Origin of the sequence: Methanohalobium evestigatum Z-7303, from assembly GCF_000196655.1 — an archaeon.
Taxonomy (GTDB): domain Archaea; phylum Halobacteriota; class Methanosarcinia; order Methanosarcinales; family Methanosarcinaceae; genus Methanohalobium; species Methanohalobium evestigatum.
Genome location: NC_014253.1, coordinates 433,659 through 456,065, shown reverse-complemented (window position 1 = coordinate 456,065; position 22,407 = coordinate 433,659). Strand labels below are relative to the sequence as shown.

The 22,407-nt window shown below is 31.7% G+C and carries 22 protein-coding genes; 4 read left to right on the top strand and 18 right to left on the bottom strand.

Translation table 11 applies throughout. The annotated features are described in order from the left end of the window. Positions 1-158: 158 nt before the first annotated feature. The gene (locus tag METEV_RS02310; RefSeq protein ID WP_013193945.1) at positions 159-830 is read left to right on the top strand and encodes a hypothetical protein; all 672 of its coding nucleotides are present in this window, start codon (positions 159-161) and stop codon (positions 828-830) included. A gap of 162 nt (positions 831-992) precedes the next feature. On the opposite strand, the gene METEV_RS02305 is transcribed toward METEV_RS02310, so the two are convergent. From METEV_RS02305 to METEV_RS12220, 15 genes are all read right to left on the bottom strand, one after another. Further along, positions 993-2,090 carry a radical SAM protein gene (locus tag METEV_RS02305; RefSeq protein ID WP_013193944.1) on the bottom strand — a complete coding sequence of 366 codons (1,098 nt, stop codon included), beginning with the start codon at positions 2,088-2,090 and terminating at the stop codon, positions 993-995. 145 nt (positions 2,091-2,235) lie between these two features. Continuing rightward, positions 2,236-2,829, bottom strand: coding sequence for a hypothetical protein (locus METEV_RS02300; RefSeq protein WP_013193943.1), 594 nt, complete (start codon positions 2,827-2,829; stop codon positions 2,236-2,238). Between the two features lie 663 nt (positions 2,830-3,492). Then, positions 3,493-3,882 carry a hypothetical protein gene (locus tag METEV_RS02295; protein WP_013193942.1) on the bottom strand — a complete coding sequence of 130 codons (390 nt, stop codon included), beginning with the start codon at positions 3,880-3,882 and terminating at the stop codon, positions 3,493-3,495. Between the two features lie 111 nt (positions 3,883-3,993). Further along, the gene (locus METEV_RS02290) at positions 3,994-4,977 is read right to left on the bottom strand and encodes a PD-(D/E)XK nuclease family protein (protein ID WP_013193941.1); all 984 of its coding nucleotides are present in this window, start codon (positions 4,975-4,977) and stop codon (positions 3,994-3,996) included. Between the two features lie 38 nt (positions 4,978-5,015). Further along, positions 5,016-5,453, bottom strand: coding sequence for a hypothetical protein (locus METEV_RS02285; RefSeq protein ID WP_013193940.1), 438 nt, complete (start codon positions 5,451-5,453; stop codon positions 5,016-5,018). A gap of 19 nt (positions 5,454-5,472) precedes the next feature. Then, positions 5,473-6,009 carry a hypothetical protein gene (locus tag METEV_RS02280; RefSeq protein WP_013193939.1) on the bottom strand — a complete coding sequence of 179 codons (537 nt, stop codon included), beginning with the start codon at positions 6,007-6,009 and terminating at the stop codon, positions 5,473-5,475. Between the two features lie 298 nt (positions 6,010-6,307). Further along, a complete protein-coding gene (locus tag METEV_RS02275) occupies positions 6,308-7,651 on the bottom strand; it encodes a lamin tail domain-containing protein (protein ID WP_013193938.1) in 1,344 nt (447 codons plus the stop codon). Positions 7,652-7,885: 234 nt separating this feature from the next. Further along, positions 7,886-8,089, bottom strand: coding sequence for a TRAM domain-containing protein (locus METEV_RS02270; protein ID WP_013193937.1), 204 nt, complete (start codon positions 8,087-8,089; stop codon positions 7,886-7,888). A gap of 512 nt (positions 8,090-8,601) precedes the next feature. Continuing rightward, a complete protein-coding gene (locus tag METEV_RS02265) occupies positions 8,602-10,731 on the bottom strand; it encodes a PAS domain S-box protein (protein WP_013193936.1) in 2,130 nt (709 codons plus the stop codon). Positions 10,732-12,341: 1,610 nt separating this feature from the next. Next, positions 12,342-13,979 carry a DNA primase family protein gene (locus METEV_RS02260; protein WP_013193935.1) on the bottom strand — a complete coding sequence of 546 codons (1,638 nt, stop codon included), beginning with the start codon at positions 13,977-13,979 and terminating at the stop codon, positions 12,342-12,344. A gap of 456 nt (positions 13,980-14,435) precedes the next feature. After that, positions 14,436-14,591 carry a hypothetical protein gene (locus METEV_RS12225; protein ID WP_157197261.1) on the bottom strand — a complete coding sequence of 52 codons (156 nt, stop codon included), beginning with the start codon at positions 14,589-14,591 and terminating at the stop codon, positions 14,436-14,438. 88 nt (positions 14,592-14,679) lie between these two features. Continuing rightward, a complete protein-coding gene (locus tag METEV_RS02255; protein ID WP_013193933.1) occupies positions 14,680-14,946 on the bottom strand; it encodes a hypothetical protein in 267 nt (88 codons plus the stop codon). Continuing rightward, positions 14,921-15,364: a hypothetical protein gene (locus tag METEV_RS02250; protein WP_013193932.1), complete on the bottom strand. Its 444-nt coding sequence runs from the start codon at positions 15,362-15,364 to the stop codon at positions 14,921-14,923. Before METEV_RS02250 ends, METEV_RS02255 begins: the two co-directional genes overlap by 26 nt. 274 nt (positions 15,365-15,638) lie before the next feature. Beyond that, on the bottom strand, positions 15,639-15,965 hold the full coding sequence (locus METEV_RS02245; protein WP_394296172.1) for a Cdc6/Cdc18 family protein: 327 nt from the start codon (positions 15,963-15,965) through the stop codon (positions 15,639-15,641). 650 nt (positions 15,966-16,615) lie between these two features. Next, the gene (locus METEV_RS12220) at positions 16,616-16,783 is read right to left on the bottom strand and encodes a hypothetical protein (protein ID WP_157197260.1); all 168 of its coding nucleotides are present in this window, start codon (positions 16,781-16,783) and stop codon (positions 16,616-16,618) included. Between the two features lie 339 nt (positions 16,784-17,122). Between METEV_RS12220 and METEV_RS02240 the strand changes: the two genes are divergently transcribed. Continuing rightward, positions 17,123-17,680 (top strand): thermonuclease family protein, encoded by a 558-nt coding sequence (locus METEV_RS02240; RefSeq protein ID WP_013193931.1) that lies wholly within the window; start codon positions 17,123-17,125, stop codon positions 17,678-17,680. Positions 17,681-17,951: 271 nt separating this feature from the next. On the opposite strand, the gene METEV_RS02235 is transcribed toward METEV_RS02240, so the two are convergent. Continuing rightward, entirely contained in the window at positions 17,952-18,449 is a 498-nt protein-coding gene (locus METEV_RS02235; protein WP_013193930.1) for a type IV pilin, read from the bottom strand. A 24-nt stretch (positions 18,450-18,473) separates the two neighbouring features. Further along, a complete protein-coding gene (locus tag METEV_RS02230; protein ID WP_013193929.1) occupies positions 18,474-18,689 on the bottom strand; it encodes a DUF5371 domain-containing protein in 216 nt (71 codons plus the stop codon). Positions 18,690-19,068: 379 nt separating this feature from the next. Between METEV_RS02230 and METEV_RS02225 the strand changes: the two genes are divergently transcribed. After that, positions 19,069-20,646, top strand: a complete 1,578-nt coding sequence (locus METEV_RS02225; protein ID WP_013193928.1) for a BCCT family transporter — start codon at positions 19,069-19,071, stop codon at positions 20,644-20,646. A 137-nt stretch (positions 20,647-20,783) separates the two neighbouring features. Here the strand turns inward: METEV_RS02225 and METEV_RS02220 are convergent, their stop codons facing one another. After that, positions 20,784-22,070, bottom strand: coding sequence for a GntP family permease (locus METEV_RS02220; RefSeq protein WP_013193927.1), 1,287 nt, complete (start codon positions 22,068-22,070; stop codon positions 20,784-20,786). A 93-nt stretch (positions 22,071-22,163) separates the two neighbouring features. Between METEV_RS02220 and METEV_RS02215 the strand changes: the two genes are divergently transcribed. Beyond that, the gene (locus METEV_RS02215; protein ID WP_157197259.1) at positions 22,164-22,406 is read left to right on the top strand and encodes a hypothetical protein; all 243 of its coding nucleotides are present in this window, start codon (positions 22,164-22,166) and stop codon (positions 22,404-22,406) included. The last annotated feature ends 1 nt before the right edge of the window (position 22,407 follow it).

Sequence of the window (22,407 nt, the reverse complement as noted above, 5' to 3'; positions counted from 1 at the left end):
TTATATTTATTTTTGTTTGGAGTTATAAAATAAGCGATTTAAGGCTATAGCAATCTATGTGGAATTATTTTGAGTTTCACTGAACAATATGTGTTCATATCGTCCTAAATTAGTAAATCATAGTAAAATTTTTAATTACAGAGTTTTTGGTGTCATTTATGATAAATGTTGTAGATTATTTAATAGCAAATCCATCTTTAATAACAGCTATTGCAACAGTTTTATTAGCTTTTGTTACTGCTATCCTTGTTGCCTTTACTGGATATTATGCAAAGAAGACATCAGAAATGGTTGAACATACTAAGATTAATGTTGAAAAAACTGATGAACTTATAGAACAATCGTATATAGATAGAAAAGTTGCATTTAATGAGAAAAAATTAAAGAATTTTTATTACCCCTTATATGATTATTTTACAAATGATTTAAATCTTGTAGAAATAAATACGGATAGAATATTTCCGAATCCAGAAGAAAACTTTGATTTGAAAACAATCAAAGTAAAAGCAGCTTTAGGTATAGAAGAATCTATAGAAGTGTTTAAAGATGATTCTTATTTATCGTTAACACCTTTAAATAGATACGCATCACAACATGATTATTTAAATTATATGAATGTTCCTCAGAAATTAGAACATGTAATAAGTCATAGATATCTTGCAGAAAAAAAATTACGTGAGCAATTAAATTATTTATTAGATATAATTTATAACAAAAAAAATATGGATAAAGCTGAAATGGATAATTTTTTGGTTAATTTTCAACAGCTAATAGATAGCGATATAAATGAAATTGAAGCAGAACTTAACAAACTGATTGATAAAAAATAATTTTTCAACTGTAGTTAATCACATTATTTTTCATCAAAAATATAATTAATAAATATTAAGTTATGAGCTATATTAAGTATAAGAAGAGAATTGAATAAAAATGGTTATTAATCCTCATGCATACAATTTTCCTATGTTAGATTTTTATTGATTAAAAATCAGTCAAAGATATGGATAATGGCTTTTTGGATCTGCTTCATAAAATACTTCTCTTAGTTCGCCAACTTTTTGTATTAAATTTTCATCAGCTTCTGGAACAAACCCTATATTATTCATGAATATATTCAACCTTGGAGCTCTTATTATCCGCAGATTATTTTCAGCAAAAGCTCTGAGTTGAGGCCTATCATTGATTCTAGCTATCCATCCGCTTTGAAATCTTCTAGGCTCCATGGATTCCATAGGTATTTTGTTTCCATGTGAATTTAGATAATCTTGGTAAACACTTTCATTTGTTGATAGTGTATTTCGGAAATCATCTATAACTCTGCTGAAATTCTCATCCCATGTATCTGGATGGAATATTGGATACTCACTATTTTCAATCTTCTGTATAGGAATAATTCCTGGATTATTAATTTCAGGACCAAATCCAGCTATAGGATAAATAGCTAATCTGTTTATGTCATTATCCCATGCATTATTTTTAATAGATTCATGTAATTTATTATATCCACTTATTTGTGTAGCTAAAACATCATCAACATTCGTTGTGTTTATAGATTTCGCATATGAATTAGCCATTTCTCTATTTGATCCTTTAAAAGATATTTCTAATACTATTTTTCCGTAACCTACATTTTCGAGGTATTCAACTATTTTCTGTACAAACTCATCAATTTTATCAACTGATGCATTACCCAACCAGATTCCATTTGTTTGGATTATTATTCTTGGATTTTCATAAGAGCTCAGGTTATTGGATACTATATGATTAAGCACTTCACCTGCAAGAATGGACGTAGATTTTGACCTACTATCGTTTAAAAGAGGTTCACCACCTTGAATTCGTACCCATCCTATACTTCTATCTAGGTTATTTAACTGATTTACGCAGGTCTCCAAACTACTTGTTACAGGTCTTCTTGAGGTTGTCCTGTTCAAATAAGCATAAGGTTGAAAATAACATAAATAACAGCTTAGGTTACAATCTCTATATCTTAAAACAAGAGCACCATGTTGTCCCTCGTTGTTTATTTCCCATGGTTCTAGACTACTATTACTGTTTCTCTGGATTGCAAAATTTAGTTCAGTTTCCAATTTAATCCCCTACAGATTTTTTATTCTTTTAATATTTTAAAATTTATAACTTTTATTTAAGTCTCTTTAGTTTGTTTCTTTCGTTAGGTTAATTGCATAAATTTATTGATGGTTGTTGCATTACCAATGAAAACATTAAGAATTTTCAATTTAAATCAAAACCTCGTATTTCATAATCAATAGAAGGAGCTAATTTATTCATTAAAGTTTCAGCATGCCTTTTGCAATCCCTTGCTGAAAAATGAATGTTAAGCCAAATATTGTCTGATATCTTATGTTTTGCCTGAAAATCTTTGCCATAATCATGCTTTGGAACACTATTTAATAGATATCGTTTTCCTTTCGACACATATATTGGCAATTTTGATTCATACAAATATCCTTTTTTGTAAAGCCATTCTGCAGTATTTATCAATATTTGATTATATTTATTCCAAGATATTGTATCTCTATTGATAATTACAGATTTTTCAATATCCTGTTGTTTTTGTTCTATTTTTTCTCTATTTTTACTTTCTTTTTCAAATGTTTCATAATCAGAGATATGCAATGTTATTTTCTGAATATCACCACTGGATGAAATGTTCGGCACTATATCTTTAACATTAATACGCCAATCCATTTTTTCAAAAACATCATAACTAATGTTTTGTTTTGATTCTATTTCTTGACCGTCAATACCTCTGTCTTTCTTGTAAAATATTATATTATCCTTGTTTAATTCGATTTTATGGTTCATAGTTTAATTCCATTAATTAGAGATATTATAATCATATATTTCTATATGTTTATACATGTATACATGTATACATATATATTAATATAAAAGTTTTGGTCCAGACTATCAAATCGTCTCTCTTTAGAGGATGAAATAAAAGATTAGGTATGCTCCATTGAACACCATTAGAGTGATTAAAACTAATAATATTCCACTGAATGAAGGGTGTTAGAGGGTCTCAGAGTAATTCGTAGCCATCTTTTGCCTATCCCCTAAAATCTAGGATGTTGTTTATAATATAGTCTACCTAGGCTGTTATATAGGATAATTAAATATACTCACGTATAATCTGCTCATTATTGAGATTTACAAAGATATCATTACATCAGCCGATATTAGTTCATCAGTTCCATATGAAGTCACATATATACACTATTTCATCTGCAAACTTTGAATTAAAACTAGTAATATTTTACAAGGACTAAGTATATACTATTTTTCTCATGCTCATGGGAACTTTTTTTAGATTTTTACAGGAAAATTTGACAGATATTAATATGAGTAGATATTAAATCCTGTATTAGATTTAGTATATCTATACATATTCGGTTGTTAAACAAAAACCCCTGGGAGATTGAAATTTGGATATACCTGTCTTATGAATTTCAAGTTTGTTTTCTATAGTTATCGATTTTGGAATTGTCTAAAATCATCAAATGCGTGTTTTGCTAACCAATAAGAAAACAGTAGAATAGCTAATGTACTTATAACATATGTAATATAGGAAAGTGATAATGCCCAATTTGGTAACTTATGGTTTATGCCATATCCAAGAATTAAACCGTTTGATATTTCGGTTATTCCAATTACAATTACAATAACTTTAAAATTAGGTAATATTTTTTCTTTAAATTTATTAATATCTGTATTCCAATCCTTTTGGTTACTGCTACTGCTTTTAGCACCCATGCGTTGAACTGTTAAAATAATAATCGCAATGAACACTCCATATAAAGCACCAACAGTTTGCATTATGGCTGATGGTAACCATGCACCAGTTTCAAAACTACTCATATTATGAAAGTTGCAAATTTATTAAATAAAGATTTTTATCAATTCAAGTCTCCTTTAGCAATAAAGGATTTTTTTACATTATAAGTGATTTACACACCTATTATACTTAATTTACAAATCATCATTTGATGGTTTATCATCCTTATTTTGTTGCTTTAACTTTTTTATAACCATATTTCCTAAACTTCTAGTGTTTCTCTCATTATTTGTAGAAAGATAAAGATTAACTCCTAAATTCTTTTCATCATTCACTTTTCTGAGTATTGGTTTTGCTACTTCATATCTCTGTAAATCTAAATTGAACACCTTTATAGTGGTACTTTCATATTTTTCTATTTTGTAATAACCATCCGATATCTTTGCATATGCAAAATCCACTATCCCACCCGGTTTATGGTCAACTTTACCAGGAGATGTATATTTTATATTGGTTTCCTGTATGTGTCTAATAAAAGCCTTTAAAGTATGTTTTGTATAATCTGTTATAGGATCAATTTTTACTTCAGATTCATCTTTTAAAATTTGTCTGAGCAAATCAGTTATAGTGTTCTCATCATCTGCCCAATACACCCAAACCTTCTCATTTTTACCCAACATGTCTTGACTTAGATTTTCATATTCATTTAATAATTGGCTATGTCTTCCTGTGGGTGTAAGAAAAATCATTATTACTTTTGGATGCGAATTCTCACTATTCTCTTCTATATCAGAAATCACAGCTTCATATTCCTCTTTGAATTGATTGCTGGAAGATGATGCCGGCTTTATCTTATTTTCTATTATGAGCCTATAGAGTTCATTATAATGATTGTCAAAAATTCTGATGTCAATGTCAACATATCTACTGTAACCATGATAACTATATGGCTGTTCAAAGTTAACTTCAACTTTTATCTCATCTTTTGATAATAGTAAGTTATCCAAATCATGTAATTGACCATCTTTTATTTCAGCGACAGAACTTAGGAATTTTTTAAGAAATACATCGTTTAGTCCATGTGATTGTTCAGGCGAGAGCAAATAACCCAACATTGCACTCATGTTTTCTTCATTTAAACTTCCTCTACCTTGACTCAGTGCAGTGAAAATGTTCATCTAAGACACCTAATGGATTTATCTCAAAAAGCCGAATTTTATTCTCTCGATTTTTGTTGATAGTATTTCTTAATATCTCTACACCAGTTATCAGATTTTAATTTAAATTCCATATTTCTACTATAACCATTGTGTTCCCAGATACCTGCATAGTTAAAGAGAGCACTCAAATGACTTGATAATTGGGCATAGGAAGTGTCTTCATGCAGGTTGTAAAGGAAGGTGCCAATACCATCATCTTCAGTACCATTGGATAATTTCTTTACGTTGTTTTTTAATCCGACCCAATCTCCACTACCCATATAATTATTTAGTTTATTCAGATGGTCATAACTAACTGTTTCAATTTTCCAATTTTTAATTTCTCTTTTAATATGAATGTTACAGTCGTCATCCAATTTCCAATAGAATGGTTTTCCTTTACCAAGTGTATTACTTGACACCCAACCATCATTCAAAATAACCACAACCGTCAAATTGGAATATTCTCCATTATTAATCTAAGTTTTCTTTGTGATAAGCAAATAGAGCTCTGTCCAATTCGCTAAGTGAGCAATTAGATTCAGCAGCAATATTTAGAATCACATTGCGATATTTATGATAATTACTTTCGCTAGTTGCATTCTTAGTATTAAGATACCCAAAGTTGTTTAGAACTTCCATTACTCTATAGTCAATAATTGGGAATCTTTCAGGATATATAAAATGTAATATAGTAGATGCAGTAGGTACACCGATTCCATCTAATTGACATAAAATTGATAGTTTAGCATCATCTTCAGCTTTTAGCATCTCTTTGAATGTATTATCATAATATTCAAAGTTGTTCCAATCAACTTTGCCCTTTATTCTAGCTGCTTTCCAATCTAATATGTCCTTAAAAGTCGATTCATAGATAGTACCGTTAGCTACATCTCTATGAACTTTATTCATAATTGAAGTGTATTCAGAATAGTCTGCACCGATATCGGGTTTATCATAGAAAGGCATCCAATATTTAATAAAATCAGCATCAATTTTCTTATCAGACATAGTAATTTTATATCTCAGGTTACTTGATATTAATTTTTCTATGATGTTCTTGATCAATTGTATTCTTTAATATCCTTATTGCATAATCACTGAATACTTTCACACCGTTTGGTTCTTCTTTTTATATTTTAGGTTTCATAGTGATGTTTGGTGATAGAAATGGACGAATATTTCAAAGAACTTATACAGCGTGCTAAATACTATGAGCAATTTGAAAGAATCAACCGTGGTCTTAATCTGAAATAATTGAAAGCTGGATATTCATCTCCTCTAATCCAGCTTTTTTATATCCAAATGCTCAATCACCTTGATAACTATCTACTAATTCTCCTGTTGAATCATAAAGATAAGCATTATCACCATCGTTGTTCCAAATAGCTCTTCCGCTTCCCCAATACAATTGATTTTCAGCATCGGTACCTTCATCAGTGTACAATGTCACAGTGTTGTTAGGACCCAAAGTGAAGTCTGTAAATTCGTAAGCGTGATTTGCTTCATCTTCGATTTTCCAGTTATTTAGGTCTACAGAAGTCTCTCCTGGGTTTGTTATTTTAACCCATTCATCTTCCAAGGACAAATCACTGATATATACATCTTCATGGTCTTCAGTACTGGAATCATTTATATAACCATTATTTTCAGACGTCAAAGTTTGTTCTGAAGGTGTATAATTTGAAGTTATATTATCATCGTCTTTATTGGTCCAGAATGTCGCATATACAGGATAATGGTCTGATACATCCATCGTTTCATCATGTTTCAGGTCATATTTGTCATCGTACCTGTAAATGTGAGCATCATCTGTGAAATCTTCCATAGCAGGTTCTGTAATGATTATCCTGTCATAGGTGTAATCAGTGGAACCAGTTGTTGTATCAATATCGTCCCCGATGCACCAGTAGTAATAATCATTATGCATTGTCGAATCTAAGTCTTCATCAAAATACGAACCATCAGCGTTCAGGTCGCCCATTACAATGAAATCTCTTTCTTCAGAGTATTTTTCATGGGTATATTCTACTACAGAATCCAGTGCATTGATTTCTTCAGTAGCTTCATCTGGGTCTGTATGTACTGTGATAAAAGTAGCATCAAAATTGCCATTGACAGCTTCAAAAGATGCAATATATGGTTGCCTATGGAAAGGATCAGTTCCTTCAGGTTCTGGATATGTATGTGGATTGTTTGAGATATCTACAGTTGCAGTGTTGTAAATGTAAGCATATTGTTCTTTACTTACAGTTCTACCCAGACGTTCACTCATTACAAAATCGTAATTATAATCGCCTTCATTAACAAGTTCTACTAGTTGAGGAAGTGAATTTTCTGATTTATCTCTTATCTCCTGAATTGCTATAATGTCATAATTGCGGATTATCTTGGCGATTGTATTCATGGTTTCAGGTTCTGAAGCCTTGCTGGTTCCAAATACTTGAATATTAAAAGCACCAATTCTTAATGTATCAGATTCGTTCAAACTGGCTTCTTTTGAATCATTATCTTGGTTTGGATTTTCTGTTTCTGTATTATCATCGTTTTGATTTGTACCATCTACACCTGTGTCTGAATTTTCAGTGCAACCTAATGCCGCTATAGATGTAAAAAGCAACATGATAATTAGTATTTTAGTAATTTTTTTCAATTCTTATCCCTCATTAATACTTTGTTTTTTATGGAAACTCATATTATAAAGGATTAGATATCGAAATTTATTCTCCACAAGAAATCAAGTATATACACAGTTATTAGCTCAAAATTTTTCATCCACAGTGGAATTTGTAAAAAGTTCCTCATTGTGAACTTATATATTAGAAAAAGAGTAGTTAAAAATAAAAAAGGAATGCATAATAACATTCCTTTTATTTGAAGATTGAGTTTATTGGGCTATTTCACCGAAAGCGAAATTATCCATTACTTTGGTAACTGCAATTGTGACTTCATCGCCGACAGAGGTGTCTGGTACAAAAATAACAAAGCCACCAACTCTGGCGATTCCATCGCCTTTACTTGCAATATTCTCAATTTCTACATCGTATCTTTCTCCAGATCTAACTGGAGCTGAGTCATCTCTATTAAACAAAATTTTCACATCCTTGTATTAACGCTAAAAAGACACAAACAGGATGGATTACATAACGGAAAAATAGTATGTACAGTTAAAGTAACATCATTAAATACCAATACGTTTAATCAAACAGTCTTTATCTTTAAGCAACTCTAATACGCATTTAAAGTATATAAAGGTGTTCATCCACATCAGGATTCGATGAATTATTTGATAAAAATAATATACGTAGTGTTTCTTGCAGGATTTGAATAGATTTAGTATTGTGCAGGATAGTATAAATAAAGGAAATCAGACGTACCAAAAATTCAATCTCCACGTTAATTAGAATCCTAGTCCGTTAACATGAAAAATCCAATATTTGATTTATTGTCAATACGTGTGGAGTTTCAAGATAATTCGCAGCTATCTTAAGGCCCCCTATTAAATATAGAGTAACTCTTTATTATATGTCCCATCCAGGCTGTTATATAGGATAATTGGTATCAAGTAATATAGACATCAGAATTATTGTGAAATGTATAGAATTAATTATTAAACTCGATGACAAATTTTGTACCATTTATAGTCTCTGCTTCAAAGTCACCATTAATCTGGTCGACAAGGCTATTTACTAGCTGTAGACCAAGTGTATTAGGTTCTTCTATATCAATATCCTCTGAAAAGCCCTTGCCATTATCAGCTACAATTAATTTATAATTTCCTTCTTCATTCCGATAAAGTCCAATATATACTTCACCTTGTTCATCATCAAAGAACGCATATTTCAAAGAGTTAGACAGAAGTTCAGTGATAATCATTCCAAGTGGAATAATGGTATCGATTCCAAAATATATATCCTGAACATCGATTTTTATAGTAATGTTAGAACCACCATATAAACCTACCAAATGGTCAACAAGGTCTTCTATGTAGTCTTTTGAGTTTACATTCTCCAGCCCTTTGGTTTGGTACAATTTATTGTGGACAAGAGACATTGATTTAACACGGTTTTGTGTATCTATGAAAGCATCTTTTACTTCATCATCTGTGAATTTTTCTGATTGAAGGCTGAGCAAACTTGATATAACCTGAAGATTATTTTTTATTCTGTGATGGAGTTCAAGTTCTCTTGTCCTTTCAGCATTTATGATATCTTCTGTCTGTTTCCGAACACGATGTTCAAGCTCTATATTTATTTTTTCCAATTCCTCTGCATATTTCTCTATTTTCTCTTCGGTTTTAACTCTATCAGTGATATCATTGGTAACAGTTATAATTCCAATTATATCTCCACTGGTATTTCGAACTGGGTCCTTTTTAACGTTCAATATTTTGTTTGTAAAGGTCACAGTTTCTTCATAATGTTTTCCGGTTTTTACAATTTCATATATAGGACAATTGTCACAAATTTCTGATTTATTGTACAGCAGTTTATAACAATACTGACCTATCATATCTCTGCAATTTAGACCCGTAAATTTAGTAGCTGCTTTATTACACCATAAAATCTTGCCCTCAAGGTCATGGTACACAACTATTTCTGAAGTAGAATTAAGTAAAGCCCTTTTTTCATATTCAGCTCTTTCTAATTTCTCATACATTCGTTTCCTTTCAGTAATATCCAGTGAACTACCAACTATACCTATTACATTTCCTTCAGTATCAAAATAAGGTACTTTGGATGTAAGAGCCCACCTTATTTCTCCTTCGGATGTAGTATATTTTTCTTCCAAATTATAAATCGGTTTTCTGGATTCCATAACCGATGTATCATCTGAACGGTATTTTTCTGCTTCTTTTTCTGGTAAGAAATCGAAATCATTCTTGCCTTTTATATTTTCAATTGAAAAACCAACCACTTTACAAAAAGCATCATTTGCTGTAAGATAATTCAATTTACTATCTTTTAAATATACATAAGCAGGTGTAGATGACAACAGTGCCTTTTGTTCCTGTATTTTTCTTTGAATCAGTTTTTCTGCGTTTTTTCTATCAGTAATATTACGGACTACACTAAGAACCGCTGTTTTTTCTTTATATTTAATCAAGTTTGAATTGATTTCTACAGGGATTCTAGTACCATTATTTGTTATATGAACCGATTCAAACTTTTGTTTCCCATTTTCAGGAAGATTTAGAATATTGTCATTAATACCGTCTTCATCATAAAGCTCATCTATATCTTTAATATTCATTGAAAGTAATTCTTGCTTGGAATAACCCAATCTTTTAACAGCAGTTTCATTAACATCAAGGATGTTGCCTTCCAAATCACCTACAAAAAGAGCATCTTCCATGCTGTCAAAAAGATAATTGAATTCATTTATTGTTCGTTGGAGATCATCTTTTAAGTTTTTATATTCTGTGATATCGTTAAAGATAGTTACAAATTTTCCTTTTTCAGGTGATATAGCAGATATTTTGAAATATTTGTCAAATGGTGGAAAATAAGTTTCAAAATATGTTTGTTCACCAGTTTCAGCCACTTTTGCATATGTAGATAAATAAGGAGGTTCACCTGCACCATAAACTTCTGAAGCTTTTTGTCCTATCACCTCATGTCTTTTCAATCCGATAATTGATTCATAAGCAGGATTACAATCTGTTATCAAATAATCAACTGGAGATCCTTTTTTATCATAGATGATTTCATGAAAACAAACCCCTTCATTCATCACCATATAGAGTGAATTTAATACATTGTTGGATATTTTTGAAGCCTCCCTGAATATCAAAAACCAGTTATATTTATGTGTAAATCAGTATTTAGCCATTTTAATAAGGCTAAAAATTATATTTATTTTATATATTTGGCAAAGTTTTGTTTGGAATATTAGAAATACTTGACTTATATTAGTCATTTACAGGTATTAGTCAATAATATGGGTTAAATCCCAATATTAGAGTTTTTTGTCTAAAATTCTGGAAAATAATAACTATTAACTGTATCTGACTAAATAATCAATTAGTAATAATTGTACTGACTGAATTTTTACTAAATATTTCATGGTGCATACAAGTTAGTGTGATAAACTTAAATTTTAAATCAAGTAAAAGTAGGTTTAAGTATAGTGTTCGATGTTAACAAAAAGACCAGTTTATTAACATGGAACTTATAATTTAATTTGTCAATACATGTGGAGTTTCAGAATAATCCGCAGCTATCTTACCCTCCCCCATAAAATATAGAGTAACTCTTTATTATATGTCCCACCTAGGCATTTTCATAGAATATTCTTAGTTTTCATAAGAAGTACATATATACTTGATTTCTTCTGGAAAACTGTTAATATACCAATTTCATAATGAGAATAGTTAGTGAATTCATTCTTTTAGAATGGTTTCAGGATAGTTCTCGACTTTAATTAAAATATAGGTTTACTAAAGTCGAAAAATTTTACTATGTATCTCGACTTTAATAAGAATACATTTTAATTAAAGTGGAGAATTTATTAGATATAACCATAATCTCGACTTTAATTGAAATATAGTTAAGCTAAAGTGGAAGTTCATTGTATTCATCGGAAATTAGTGTGTCCTTTTGTTTCCGATGTAACCCATCTTCGATTCAGAGGTATCAGGTACTGATTTTTACTAACACCCTTGAATTTTAGAATTTTACAAATGAGATTTAATTAAATTATTAGGAAGACTTGATATACTAATTGGTAACCCTTAGTCAGTTACAGGAAGTTTATTAGAGTTTGTACCCAATGATTTGGTACTCATTTAGTACGATTTATTTCACCTCCTGTACATCTGACAAAATGAATACTTGAGAATTATTTAGTCCTCTTGCAGAGTTTAACCAGTAATAGAGGAATAAAAACCCAATGTTGTCTAACTGTCTAAGCTAAATATGGAAAACATGATAAAAAATAAAAGAAAATGATAAATTAATAAAATATTTTTTGACGAAGAGCTTAGACAGTTCTTAGATGATGTGAAACATTTGGTATTTTACATAACTAACCCGTATAGGACTAAGTCAGATTAAATTATTAAAAATTAAATTGGTCTCTCTTAGTCAGTTACAGGAAGTTTATTAGAGTTTGTACCTAATGATTTGGTACTCATTTGGTACGATTTATTTCACTTCCTGTACATAGACCAAGGGTGACCAAAGTGGAAATTAATAGGACATTGTCTAAACTCAAACCTAAAATATTTATGATTGTAAGATGATAATAAAATGTAATAAAAGATTTACATATAAGACTTAGACATCAAAAACTACAGTAAAAGAAAATATTAAGTAAATAAAATAGGTGGGGATAAGGTCATTTTAAATAAGTGACACCCCATCCCAACAATAAGATCTATCACCTGTATTTAACCTGGAATCTCTATAACCTAGATTTTTGAATTGTTTACCAAATTCATTCTTTTTTAAAGGCACAATATCTTCTTTTTCACACCATTCTACATAGGCATTATACATATCAACTTTAAATGTGTATTCATTACTTTCTCCAACACATTCATCAGCAAATTTAGCAACAGGATTACTAAGTTTCTGGTATAATTCCATGTTTTCTAGAGGGTTCAGGTCATAAGAAAATTCACCATTTTTAAGCAATCTTTCTAATGCTGCAATTGCTTTGTTCAACAACCCTGATAATTCTTCAGATGTTGTTAATTTGTCAATAAGGTTTACATCCTTGCTGTCACCCTGGAATGTATTTGGAAATTCGATTAACATCAACCTTTTAAAGAAAGCTTCATCTGGGTTTTTTATCACAGGTAGATTGTTAGTGGAAAACATTAAACGGGCTGTGATTGTAGTCTTGTATGGTTGTACTTTTTTAATATTTACTCTAATATATCCATCATCACCAGTCATAATTTTAATAACTGAATTCTGATAAAAACCATAATCAGGAAGATCTGGAAATGCGTTTAATAATTTTCCTTCTAGATTAGCTATTGAAAAATCATCATTCTCTAGGTTTTGTAGACTTTCACCGCTGACATTATAGTTGCCCAATAAACAAGTGATAAGCTTTATTAAGACACTTTTTCCACCATCTCGTGGGCCATAAAACATCACGAATTTTTGGAGCCTAGTGTTAGGAATTAGTGTATATCCAATCCACTCAAATATCAATTGTTTATCTTTATCAGACTTCGTAACATCAGAAAGGAATTTTTCAATATTTGGACATTCAGCTTCTGGCTTATAATACACTGGTAACTGGATGGTAGACATATATTTTGGTGAATGTGGTAGAAATTTGCCTTTACTTACATCATAAAGGCCGTTTTTGAGATTTATTATGTATTTATTATTGTTTATAGATTCTCTGTCTACTAATGCTTTTGTCTTTATATAATCTATAACCTCTTTTTTGTAACTTTTTCTATAGTGTTCATCCAGTTTATCTTGTACTTGTTTGGAAATCTCATCAATACCATTTGGTAGATAAACACCATTTTGATAATAGTAGACTTCTTTTGTATCTTTTAATGTAAAGAAATGGTTTTCTCTTAAAATTTCTTCTGCAAGATACTTAACAACGAACTTTCCTTTTTTTGAAAAGTATTTATTATATGGGTCATCCTTTTTTGCTCTTGTAGGTTCAGTATTTTCTAGCACTTCATCGATGATTTTATTCTTTATTATATCATCAAATCCATTATTAAGTCCTGAACCATCAAATATTCTCTCTATTTGGTTTGGATCTCTTGTTTGTGAAGCTAATAACGTAATAAATTCTCTAACTGCTCCCTCTTGAGTATATCCTAATTCAGTTATGTAACCATTGCATAGAGAATCAAAGAATTCGTTATTCTGTCTACAGCGTTTCATAACTGTTAAATCTGGAATATTTGAAGTTTCGACTTTTTTATCGTTTGTAATTTTAGAATAGGTTGTTTTATCTTCTGTACTGTAATTTTCTGTTAAGTTAACAGTTCCACTCATCGTTTTAATCACCTAGCTTTTTTAGAAAAGTCTTCATCTGGTCCAATGACCGTCATTGAAGATATATAGCAAATGTATTCTTTCTAACTTTACATTCGCATAATTCGTTTTTTAAAATAGAAGTAGCAACATCTTCTATCGTCTCAAACCCATTTTCCTTACTGTACAACACTAAATGGTCTACTAGCTCGTCATCACATTGGATGTATAAATCCAAAAATCTTTACCCCATCATCAAGTACGCAACACCCATTTAAATAGTTTATTATATTATCCGCATTGTGAATGACCACATACTTCACAAATAGTACATTTTGTTGTTTGAGAATATTTAGCTTCAAATATCTCACATTAAATATTAGTTTTAATCATCATTTTCTATCACTTTATATGGCTAAGTTAAATGCAGGCTTATGTTAAGAATTGAAAAGTCCATACCATTAGTAGATAATTTTTTCATCCTGCAAACACACTTATTAAAAATACAGGATCAAAATACCTACAATCCTTATGTTGTGCAATCTGGTCTTTCCTTGGATACTGTTCTGCTTCTTCTTCACTACGTTCTCTCATCGGCATGTAAGCTCTTCCGTTATTCTTAATCTTTATCAAAAAATCACCCAATCGTTTTACGTTTTAAAAATGTTAAAGCATGAGCTAACCGTTGAATTAAGCTCATGCACTTCGTTGTATGTGCAAATTAGAAGTAGACCGAAGTGTAGGTTGCAGGCATTAAAGTTAAGCCAGCTTCTAGTAGCTTCTTCTCAACCAACACCGTGATTTGTTCATACATCCAGTATGGATTGTTTTTCTTATATTCATCAATTGCTTCCTGTATATCATTTACTATGGCTATATCAACATCATCTTCTTCAACCAGGAAGTAAGCATTCTGTTCCATTGGATATGGTGAATTTCCTTTTACCACTATTTCTGAATAATTAATCGCTGCTATCACTGTTGGCACTGTATTTCACCTCTCTAAAATAAGTATCAAAAATAATATAATTATCTACTTTGTAAATATACGTTTTTAATCCATATTTTTCTTTTATAATTGAAACCATATTTATTATTACATTTTCTAAATTAACAATATTCTTATATTCAAAATCAATATTTAATCTTTTACATATTTTCTTTATTTTTGCAGAAAAAGGTCTGGTATCCATTTTAAATCTTACACAATAAAAATATTTGGAATATTTAAATATATATGCACTTATTCTTTTAGATATTTTATGAAAATGACAATCATCACTTTTTGGTAAAAATTGAGGATTTTTTGTATATACAGAAATTATATATTGTATTTGTTTAAATCGTTCATCAAAATCATTTACAAATTCTTGTGAAATTATATATACTTCTTCATTGGTTAACATTCAAAACCTTTTCTACATATTCTCTCACATATTCAGGAATCATCCAACCTGAACGATAATGTTTTTTCCTATCTTTTTTACTATACCATTTTGTCTCAATGCTTTCAATTTTTTCTTAGTTTCAGGACTTAATTCAATAAGGTTCAAAATAATTCTTTTCTAATTTCATTATTTCCATAATCTCATCACTATATTTCACAATCACTTTATTATTGGGAAGTGTTATTTTATCACCTCGACTTTAGCGAACCAGTGTATTGATTAAAGTCGAACATTAAATTCCTTGTTCTTTTAATATTTCATCTATTTTAGATAAATACTTATACGTATCATTATTAATTTCAATAACTCTTGTATTTCCGTATCTTCCATTCTTTTTAATTTTTGTATTTATTATTTGAGATGTATCAAATTCAGATATTATTTGTGACAATCTTCCTGTTGATAATGGCTCTCTTAAATAAGATAAACATATTTTTTTATACGTATCATTTACGTCTCCGCTTGTGATGTATCTATCACTATTTCTTTGTTTTTCTGCAATCAATATACTTCTCAATACAAACTTTTGATGTAATGGTAATGATTTTACATATTGAATTACAGAATCAACTTCTACATCATGATATGCAATTTTTACTATTTCTCCAGTGCCTTATACTAGATTTTAGATGATTTGGTCTGATATTTTATCTTGTTAATTTTTGTCTTTAATGAACACCAATGAGCGTTAAAGTATATATTAGGTTTTCATATCTGTTTTCTATGGTGTTTAATTTGATTCACTTGTTACACATTTTCAAAAACCTTTATATATAAGATTTAACATAAATACTTGTATTCTATATAATAAACTATTTAAATGGGTACTCTCATATATGGGGGTACAGACATAGGGTGCGAATTTAGACGTATTCGTATCCTGTGAGCTCACATAAGTAAGCCCAATGAGGATAACTTACGTTCTTCGCTTGGGTGTCGACCAGCTTAGCCTCTATCCTTCCGATAGGATAAAATCGGCAAGCATAGTCGCACAACGCGTACTAAGTGAGTACTTAGGGTTTCCTGAGGAAATCCATTGTACTGACTAAGTAATTCCTTAGTACTGATTTAGTGCATGTACAGGGTTTAGTAGAGTTTAGTGTACTAAACCCTTGGTACTGATTTCCTAAACTCCTGCAACTGACTAAATGAGTACTATGGAATTCCTTAGTATTTATTAGGAAAACCCTAATCAGTACAATGGGTTTCTCAGGAATTTTCAGGTATCACTAAGAAATCCTCAGAATTCCACCAGATATCGATATTCCATATACAGACTTCTGTAAATGAGATTACTTTATTAATTACATCTGGATGGTTTGGGTATTCCCGCAGTATATGAAGGACTGCAGGAAATTGTGTGTTTATTAATTTCATATTAATTACAATTTACAATCTCAATTTTGACACACTAAAATAAAAACCATCTCAAATCAGAGGAGGTTATTGATTCCCAAGATATTAATATAAAATCGATATGCATAGAAGGTATGCACAAATATGAGATTTGATTCTATTCTTTATACTAAAAATCTATATTAAGGGTATGTGACCTCTGTGTGAACCTGAAATTTTTACCCAACCATTACATTAACATGTCTGAATAGAAGCACACAGAAACCATGTGACTTAACACAGGACTAATTTAGCTATCACATTGGTATAATATAATGTTTTAACTTAATTTAAATATTTAATAATATTATAACGATTAGCATGAATAAAATCAGTTTCAAAATAATAGCTATTATAACCGTTTGTTTATTTCTTTTAATTCTATCAGGATGTATAGACGCAGACAATAATAATGTTGAATCAAATGATACAAACTTGGTCACTGTAATCAAAGTAGTTGATGGCGACACTATAGATATCCGTTATTCTAATGGTACTACTGAAAGGGTGAGATTACTAGGTGTAGATACACCAGAAACACATGCTGAAAACAAACCCGAAGAATTCGAAGGTATAGACAATGACAGTTATCTACATGAATGGGGTGTTAAAGCGAATAATTATACATCCAATATACTTGAAGACAAAGAAGTAAGACTGGAATATGATGACATCTCAGACAGAAGAGGATACTATGGAAGGCTGCTAGCATATGTGTATTTAAAAAATGATACCATGTACAATAGGATGCTAATCAAGGATGGATATGCCAGAGTGTATGATGAAGCTGAAATTGAATACATGGATGAATTTTTAGAATTAGAAAAAGAAGCTAGAGAAAATAAAAAGGGTTTGTGGGGCGTTATTGGGAAATCCTGAGCTAATGTTTTAATTTTATTATAAGTATATTTATTATGCAGCTTTTAAGAATTATGAAATCTAATATTAAAATACCACAGTTCAATTAACAATTGTTGTGGTGTAAATTGAGGTGGTTTTCAAAATAAAAATAAATCCCATGCTATCTAAAACATGAATTAAGTAGTTTTCATGATATACGCAAAATAAGCTCTGGTTTATCGGTGCAAAAAAAAGAAGAAAAAAGGTGGGCGGCGCTTTGAGTAGCGCGCGCAAGTGTTTAGTTTAGCGGTTAGTTATTGTTTGGTAACCGTACATTCATATCAGCTATCAACTGTTGACTGGCAACGTCTATAATTTTGACATTGGTTGGTGTTTCAGTTGAACCTGCTATACCTAAGTTATTCATAGATGTATTGTTTGCAAGTTTAAGGTCGCTACCGGCACTTTTATTATATATATAAAGGACATCTCCAGTTTCAAGTCTATTATCAGGACTTGAAGTCAAATCTACTTTATCACCAGCTACAGTTATTTTAGTACTAGCTGAATCTAATTCGATACCTTCTCCACCCTGATGCTCAATTTTTATAGAGTTATTACTATCAATAGTCTCCGCAGATCCTCTAATACTAGCCTGAGGAGCCTGTTCAGGTGATCCCATTCCAAATACGAATGAGCCTATTACTGCTGCAAGGATGACGGTGATTGCTACCATCAGTATGACACCGATGACCGGTGATACTGCATCCTCATTGTTTTGCATTAAATTGTTCAATTTGTTTTTCATATGTTCTACCTCCTATTAACCCATCTACTCTTCGTTTTTTGTACTTTGATTCTTTTTCTGCATAACCTTTTCAAGTTTATGCGTCCACATGTCATCATCAGTATTCGTGTATTCGCACTCAAGATAATGCTGTACTGCGATGCTCAGGGCATCTTTGGTTGATGATACGTTGCATTTTTCCTTGAGTGAGTTTAAATCTTCTTCTGCAAGCACAGTTTGAGCGTGTACAATTTTCACCATTCCTACTTACCTCGTTTAATTAATTAGTGCAAACACACGAAATATATTAATCTCCTCATAATAATGATTATATTTTTATATATAAAGACTTTTTGTTATATATTTATAAAATTTATAACTGTTGTATAACAGTAGTTTATTAATATATTTTTTAAATACAGTATATCTTAAATAATTATTGGTGTCCAGAATACCATCCATTTATAGACCAATTTAAAACAATAACTTTTTCCAAGTTTGAAAGATAAGATTTATCAAATCCATTGATAAAACAATGTTAAATGATAGTGCCTACAGACCGGTAATACTTTTATATGAATTACAGTTTTAAATTGTACAACATGTCTCAATCCAAGAAGTTAAAACGAGGTTAATAGAGATGAAGATGAAAATCAACCCCTTTGTTTTTTTTGTTTCGGCTACTGTAATTGTCATGTTTGTTGTATTGGGTTCCTTATTTACAGAATTCATGAAACAATTTTTCAATACATTACAAAATTCTATAATCAGTTATTTTGGCTGGTTCTATATTCTTTCTGTGGCTTTTTTCCTCATTTTTATAATCTGGCTTTATCTCAGTCCCTACGGTAATATAAAACTCGGTAAAGATGATGATGTACCAGTATTTAGTAACACAAGCTGGTTTGCCATGCTTTTCAGCGCAGGCATGGGAATTGGACTGCTTTTTTATAGTGTCGCAGAACCGGTTTTGCATTTCTCCAATCCACCGGGTGGGATAGCTCCTGAAAGTATAGAAGCAGCCAAACAGGCTATTAACCTCACATTTTTCCATTGGGGACTTCATGCATGGGCAATCTACATTATAATTGGGCTTTCACTTGCCTACTTCGGATACCGACATGACCTCCCGCTATCTATACGCTCAACCCTATATCCAATGATTGGCGACAGAATCTACGGGTTCATAGGTAACATTGTAGAAGTCATGGCGATTTTTGGTACTGTTTTCGGTGTTGCTACATCATTGGGTTTGGGTGTATTGCAGATTAATTCAGGACTTAATTATCTCGGTGTTTTGCCGGAATCTACATTTAACCAGATTTTACTCATAATCGGAATCACGCTGGCAGCTACCATGTCGGTTGTATCAGGGCTTACAAAAGGAATACGAATACTCAGTGAGATGAATCTGGCTTTTGGTTTTTTATTGATGATGTTTATAATAATCGTAGGTCCTACAATATTCCTTTTAAGTTCATTTGTCCAGGGTATGGGCGATTATCTGCAGAATCTTATCAGCCTGACATTTAATACGGATGCCTATCAGGGGATTGAATGGCAGAAATCCTGGACAATGTTTTTCTGGGGCTGGTGGATATCATGGTCACCATTTGTAGGGATGTTTATTGCACGCATATCCCGAGGGCGTACAATCCGTGAATTCATTCGCGGCATACTAATTGTCCCAACAATTGTAACCTTTATCTGGGTGATAGCTTTTGGAAACACAGCATTATACATAGAACTTTTTGGTTCAGGAGGACTTGTACAGATAGTTTCAGAAAGTGTACCTATATCGCTTTTTGCTTTGTTGGAAAATTTACCATTAACTGTTCTCACTTCAACACTGGCAACAGTAGTTGTAGCAACTTTTTTTGTAACTTCTGCGGATTCAGGCTCGCTTGTAGTCTGCATTCTTGCAACAGGAGGTGACCCCGAACCATCTGTTTATCAGAGAGTATTTTGGGCATTTTCACAGGGTGCAGTAGCAGCTGTACTATTATTAACCGGTGGTCTGGCTGCGCTCCAGACTGCAGCGATAACTACAGCACTGCCGTTTTGTATTATAATGCTATTTATGTGCAGAAGTCTTGTCAAAGGATTGCGGGCATCTCATCTGGAAACTCCTAAAAAAAGTAATGTCTCATCTGAAGGAGACAGGGAAAGTGAATCAAGACCTTATCAACTATACAGACAGATAAAAGAAAATCTATAAGCTCTATATCACCCATTCTCATTATATTTACTCTAAATTTGGAGATTGTTTGTTATAAGAGGATAATTTTTAACTAAATAATAAATTTGGTATTTACCCATTAAATCTTTTATAATTAGTAAATTATCAATTTGCTTTTAATACAGTATTGTATAACTGATATAGGTCAACACCAAGCCTGTAAATCCCATTAAAACTCCTCCGATAGTGTAACTTCTAAAGATTTCAGTGGTTTTTAGTTCTATAAGTTCTCCGAAAATCCAGAAATAAGGGTCATTGACATGAGAAATAAGAAAAGTCCCAGAAGCCATTGATAGGAGAGTAATTGATGCAGGAAGGTTGAGCTCAGGCAGGAACGGAACTACAATGGATGGTGCTACAAGCATGGTAACAATTCTTGAACCCTGTACACTTTGAATTGCTACAGCAACCATAAACGGAATTATAATATCGGGAAGATTCAGAGTTGTAAACATCTGTCCAAGATCTTTGCCTATACCTGTCATTGAAAGTGTTGTACCGAGAGCCCCTCCTCCACACATGTCCAGCAATACAACCCCGCTTCTTCGCACTGCTTTATCGGTTCGATTTTTGATTTGTTCCAGTCCCAGTGAACGTGCAGAGATAAACGCAAGCATAACACCTATAAGTAAGGCAATGTTTCGGTTGCTGATGAAATTTATCAGAGGTGTCTGTTCGTTAATAATCACACCTGATAAAATAAGGATAACAGGAATACATATTGGGGAATAGGCTTCAATCCGGTTTATTCTTGGTAAACCCTGTGTATTATCTTCAGCTTCACTGGGATTTATCACCGGTGGAGGTCCAAAATTACAGGATATTTTCGCATAATAATATCCGACAATAGTAACAATAACAGCAACAGGCAGACCTGTCAATAATATTTCTCCTGTATTTGCACCCAGTTCTTCTGCTGCAGAAAAAATAACAGGCGATGGATAAACCATGTTAAAGGACGCAAGAGTTCCCAGCCCAAGGGATGCTGCGACTGAAGCTTTTGGTATATTTAACCTTGAACCGATATCTTTAGCAATCGGTATAAAAATAACATATGCAAGTATACTGCACATGACAGGAACTGCGAATAAAAACCCGAGAAGATTAAGTGCAAAAAGCGGTTTCCGGGAAAATCGTATGAGGTCATCTGCGATTATGGCAGTGCCACCTGTCTGGAATAAAATCAGACCTATTATACTTCCACAGGTTATAATTATAGCAAATTGTGAAAACACTCTCCCCAGTCCAAGAGATACTGAATTGAGGGCATCTAAAGGGTTGCCGTCAAGGATGCCTACAACAATAGAAGCTGTAATCAAACTTAAAAACGGATGGACCCTCAATTTAGTGGTCATCACCAGTACTGTAATAAGTGCAATGAGAAAAATAATTACAGGGTTCATGCTACTTCATCATAATTTTATTTATTATAATATAGGGCACTGTTCAGTTAAGAAATAAATAGGGGATTCATCCCCCTATTTAAGGGGGGATGAATGATGAACTTAGAGGCATTATCAGATTTGATACCGGTAGATATTAAATCTTTCGTGGAAAGGAAAAGAAGAGATGTGAAAGCTATAGCATTATCCATACTTCTGTACCAGCAGGGATTAAGTTTGAGGAGAACTTCAGAACTATTATCGTATATGGCTGAACCGATAAGCTACAGAGGAGTACATTACTGGGTACAGAAGTTCGGATGGTGTGTACAGCCTTATGATGGAGAATTGCCATAAA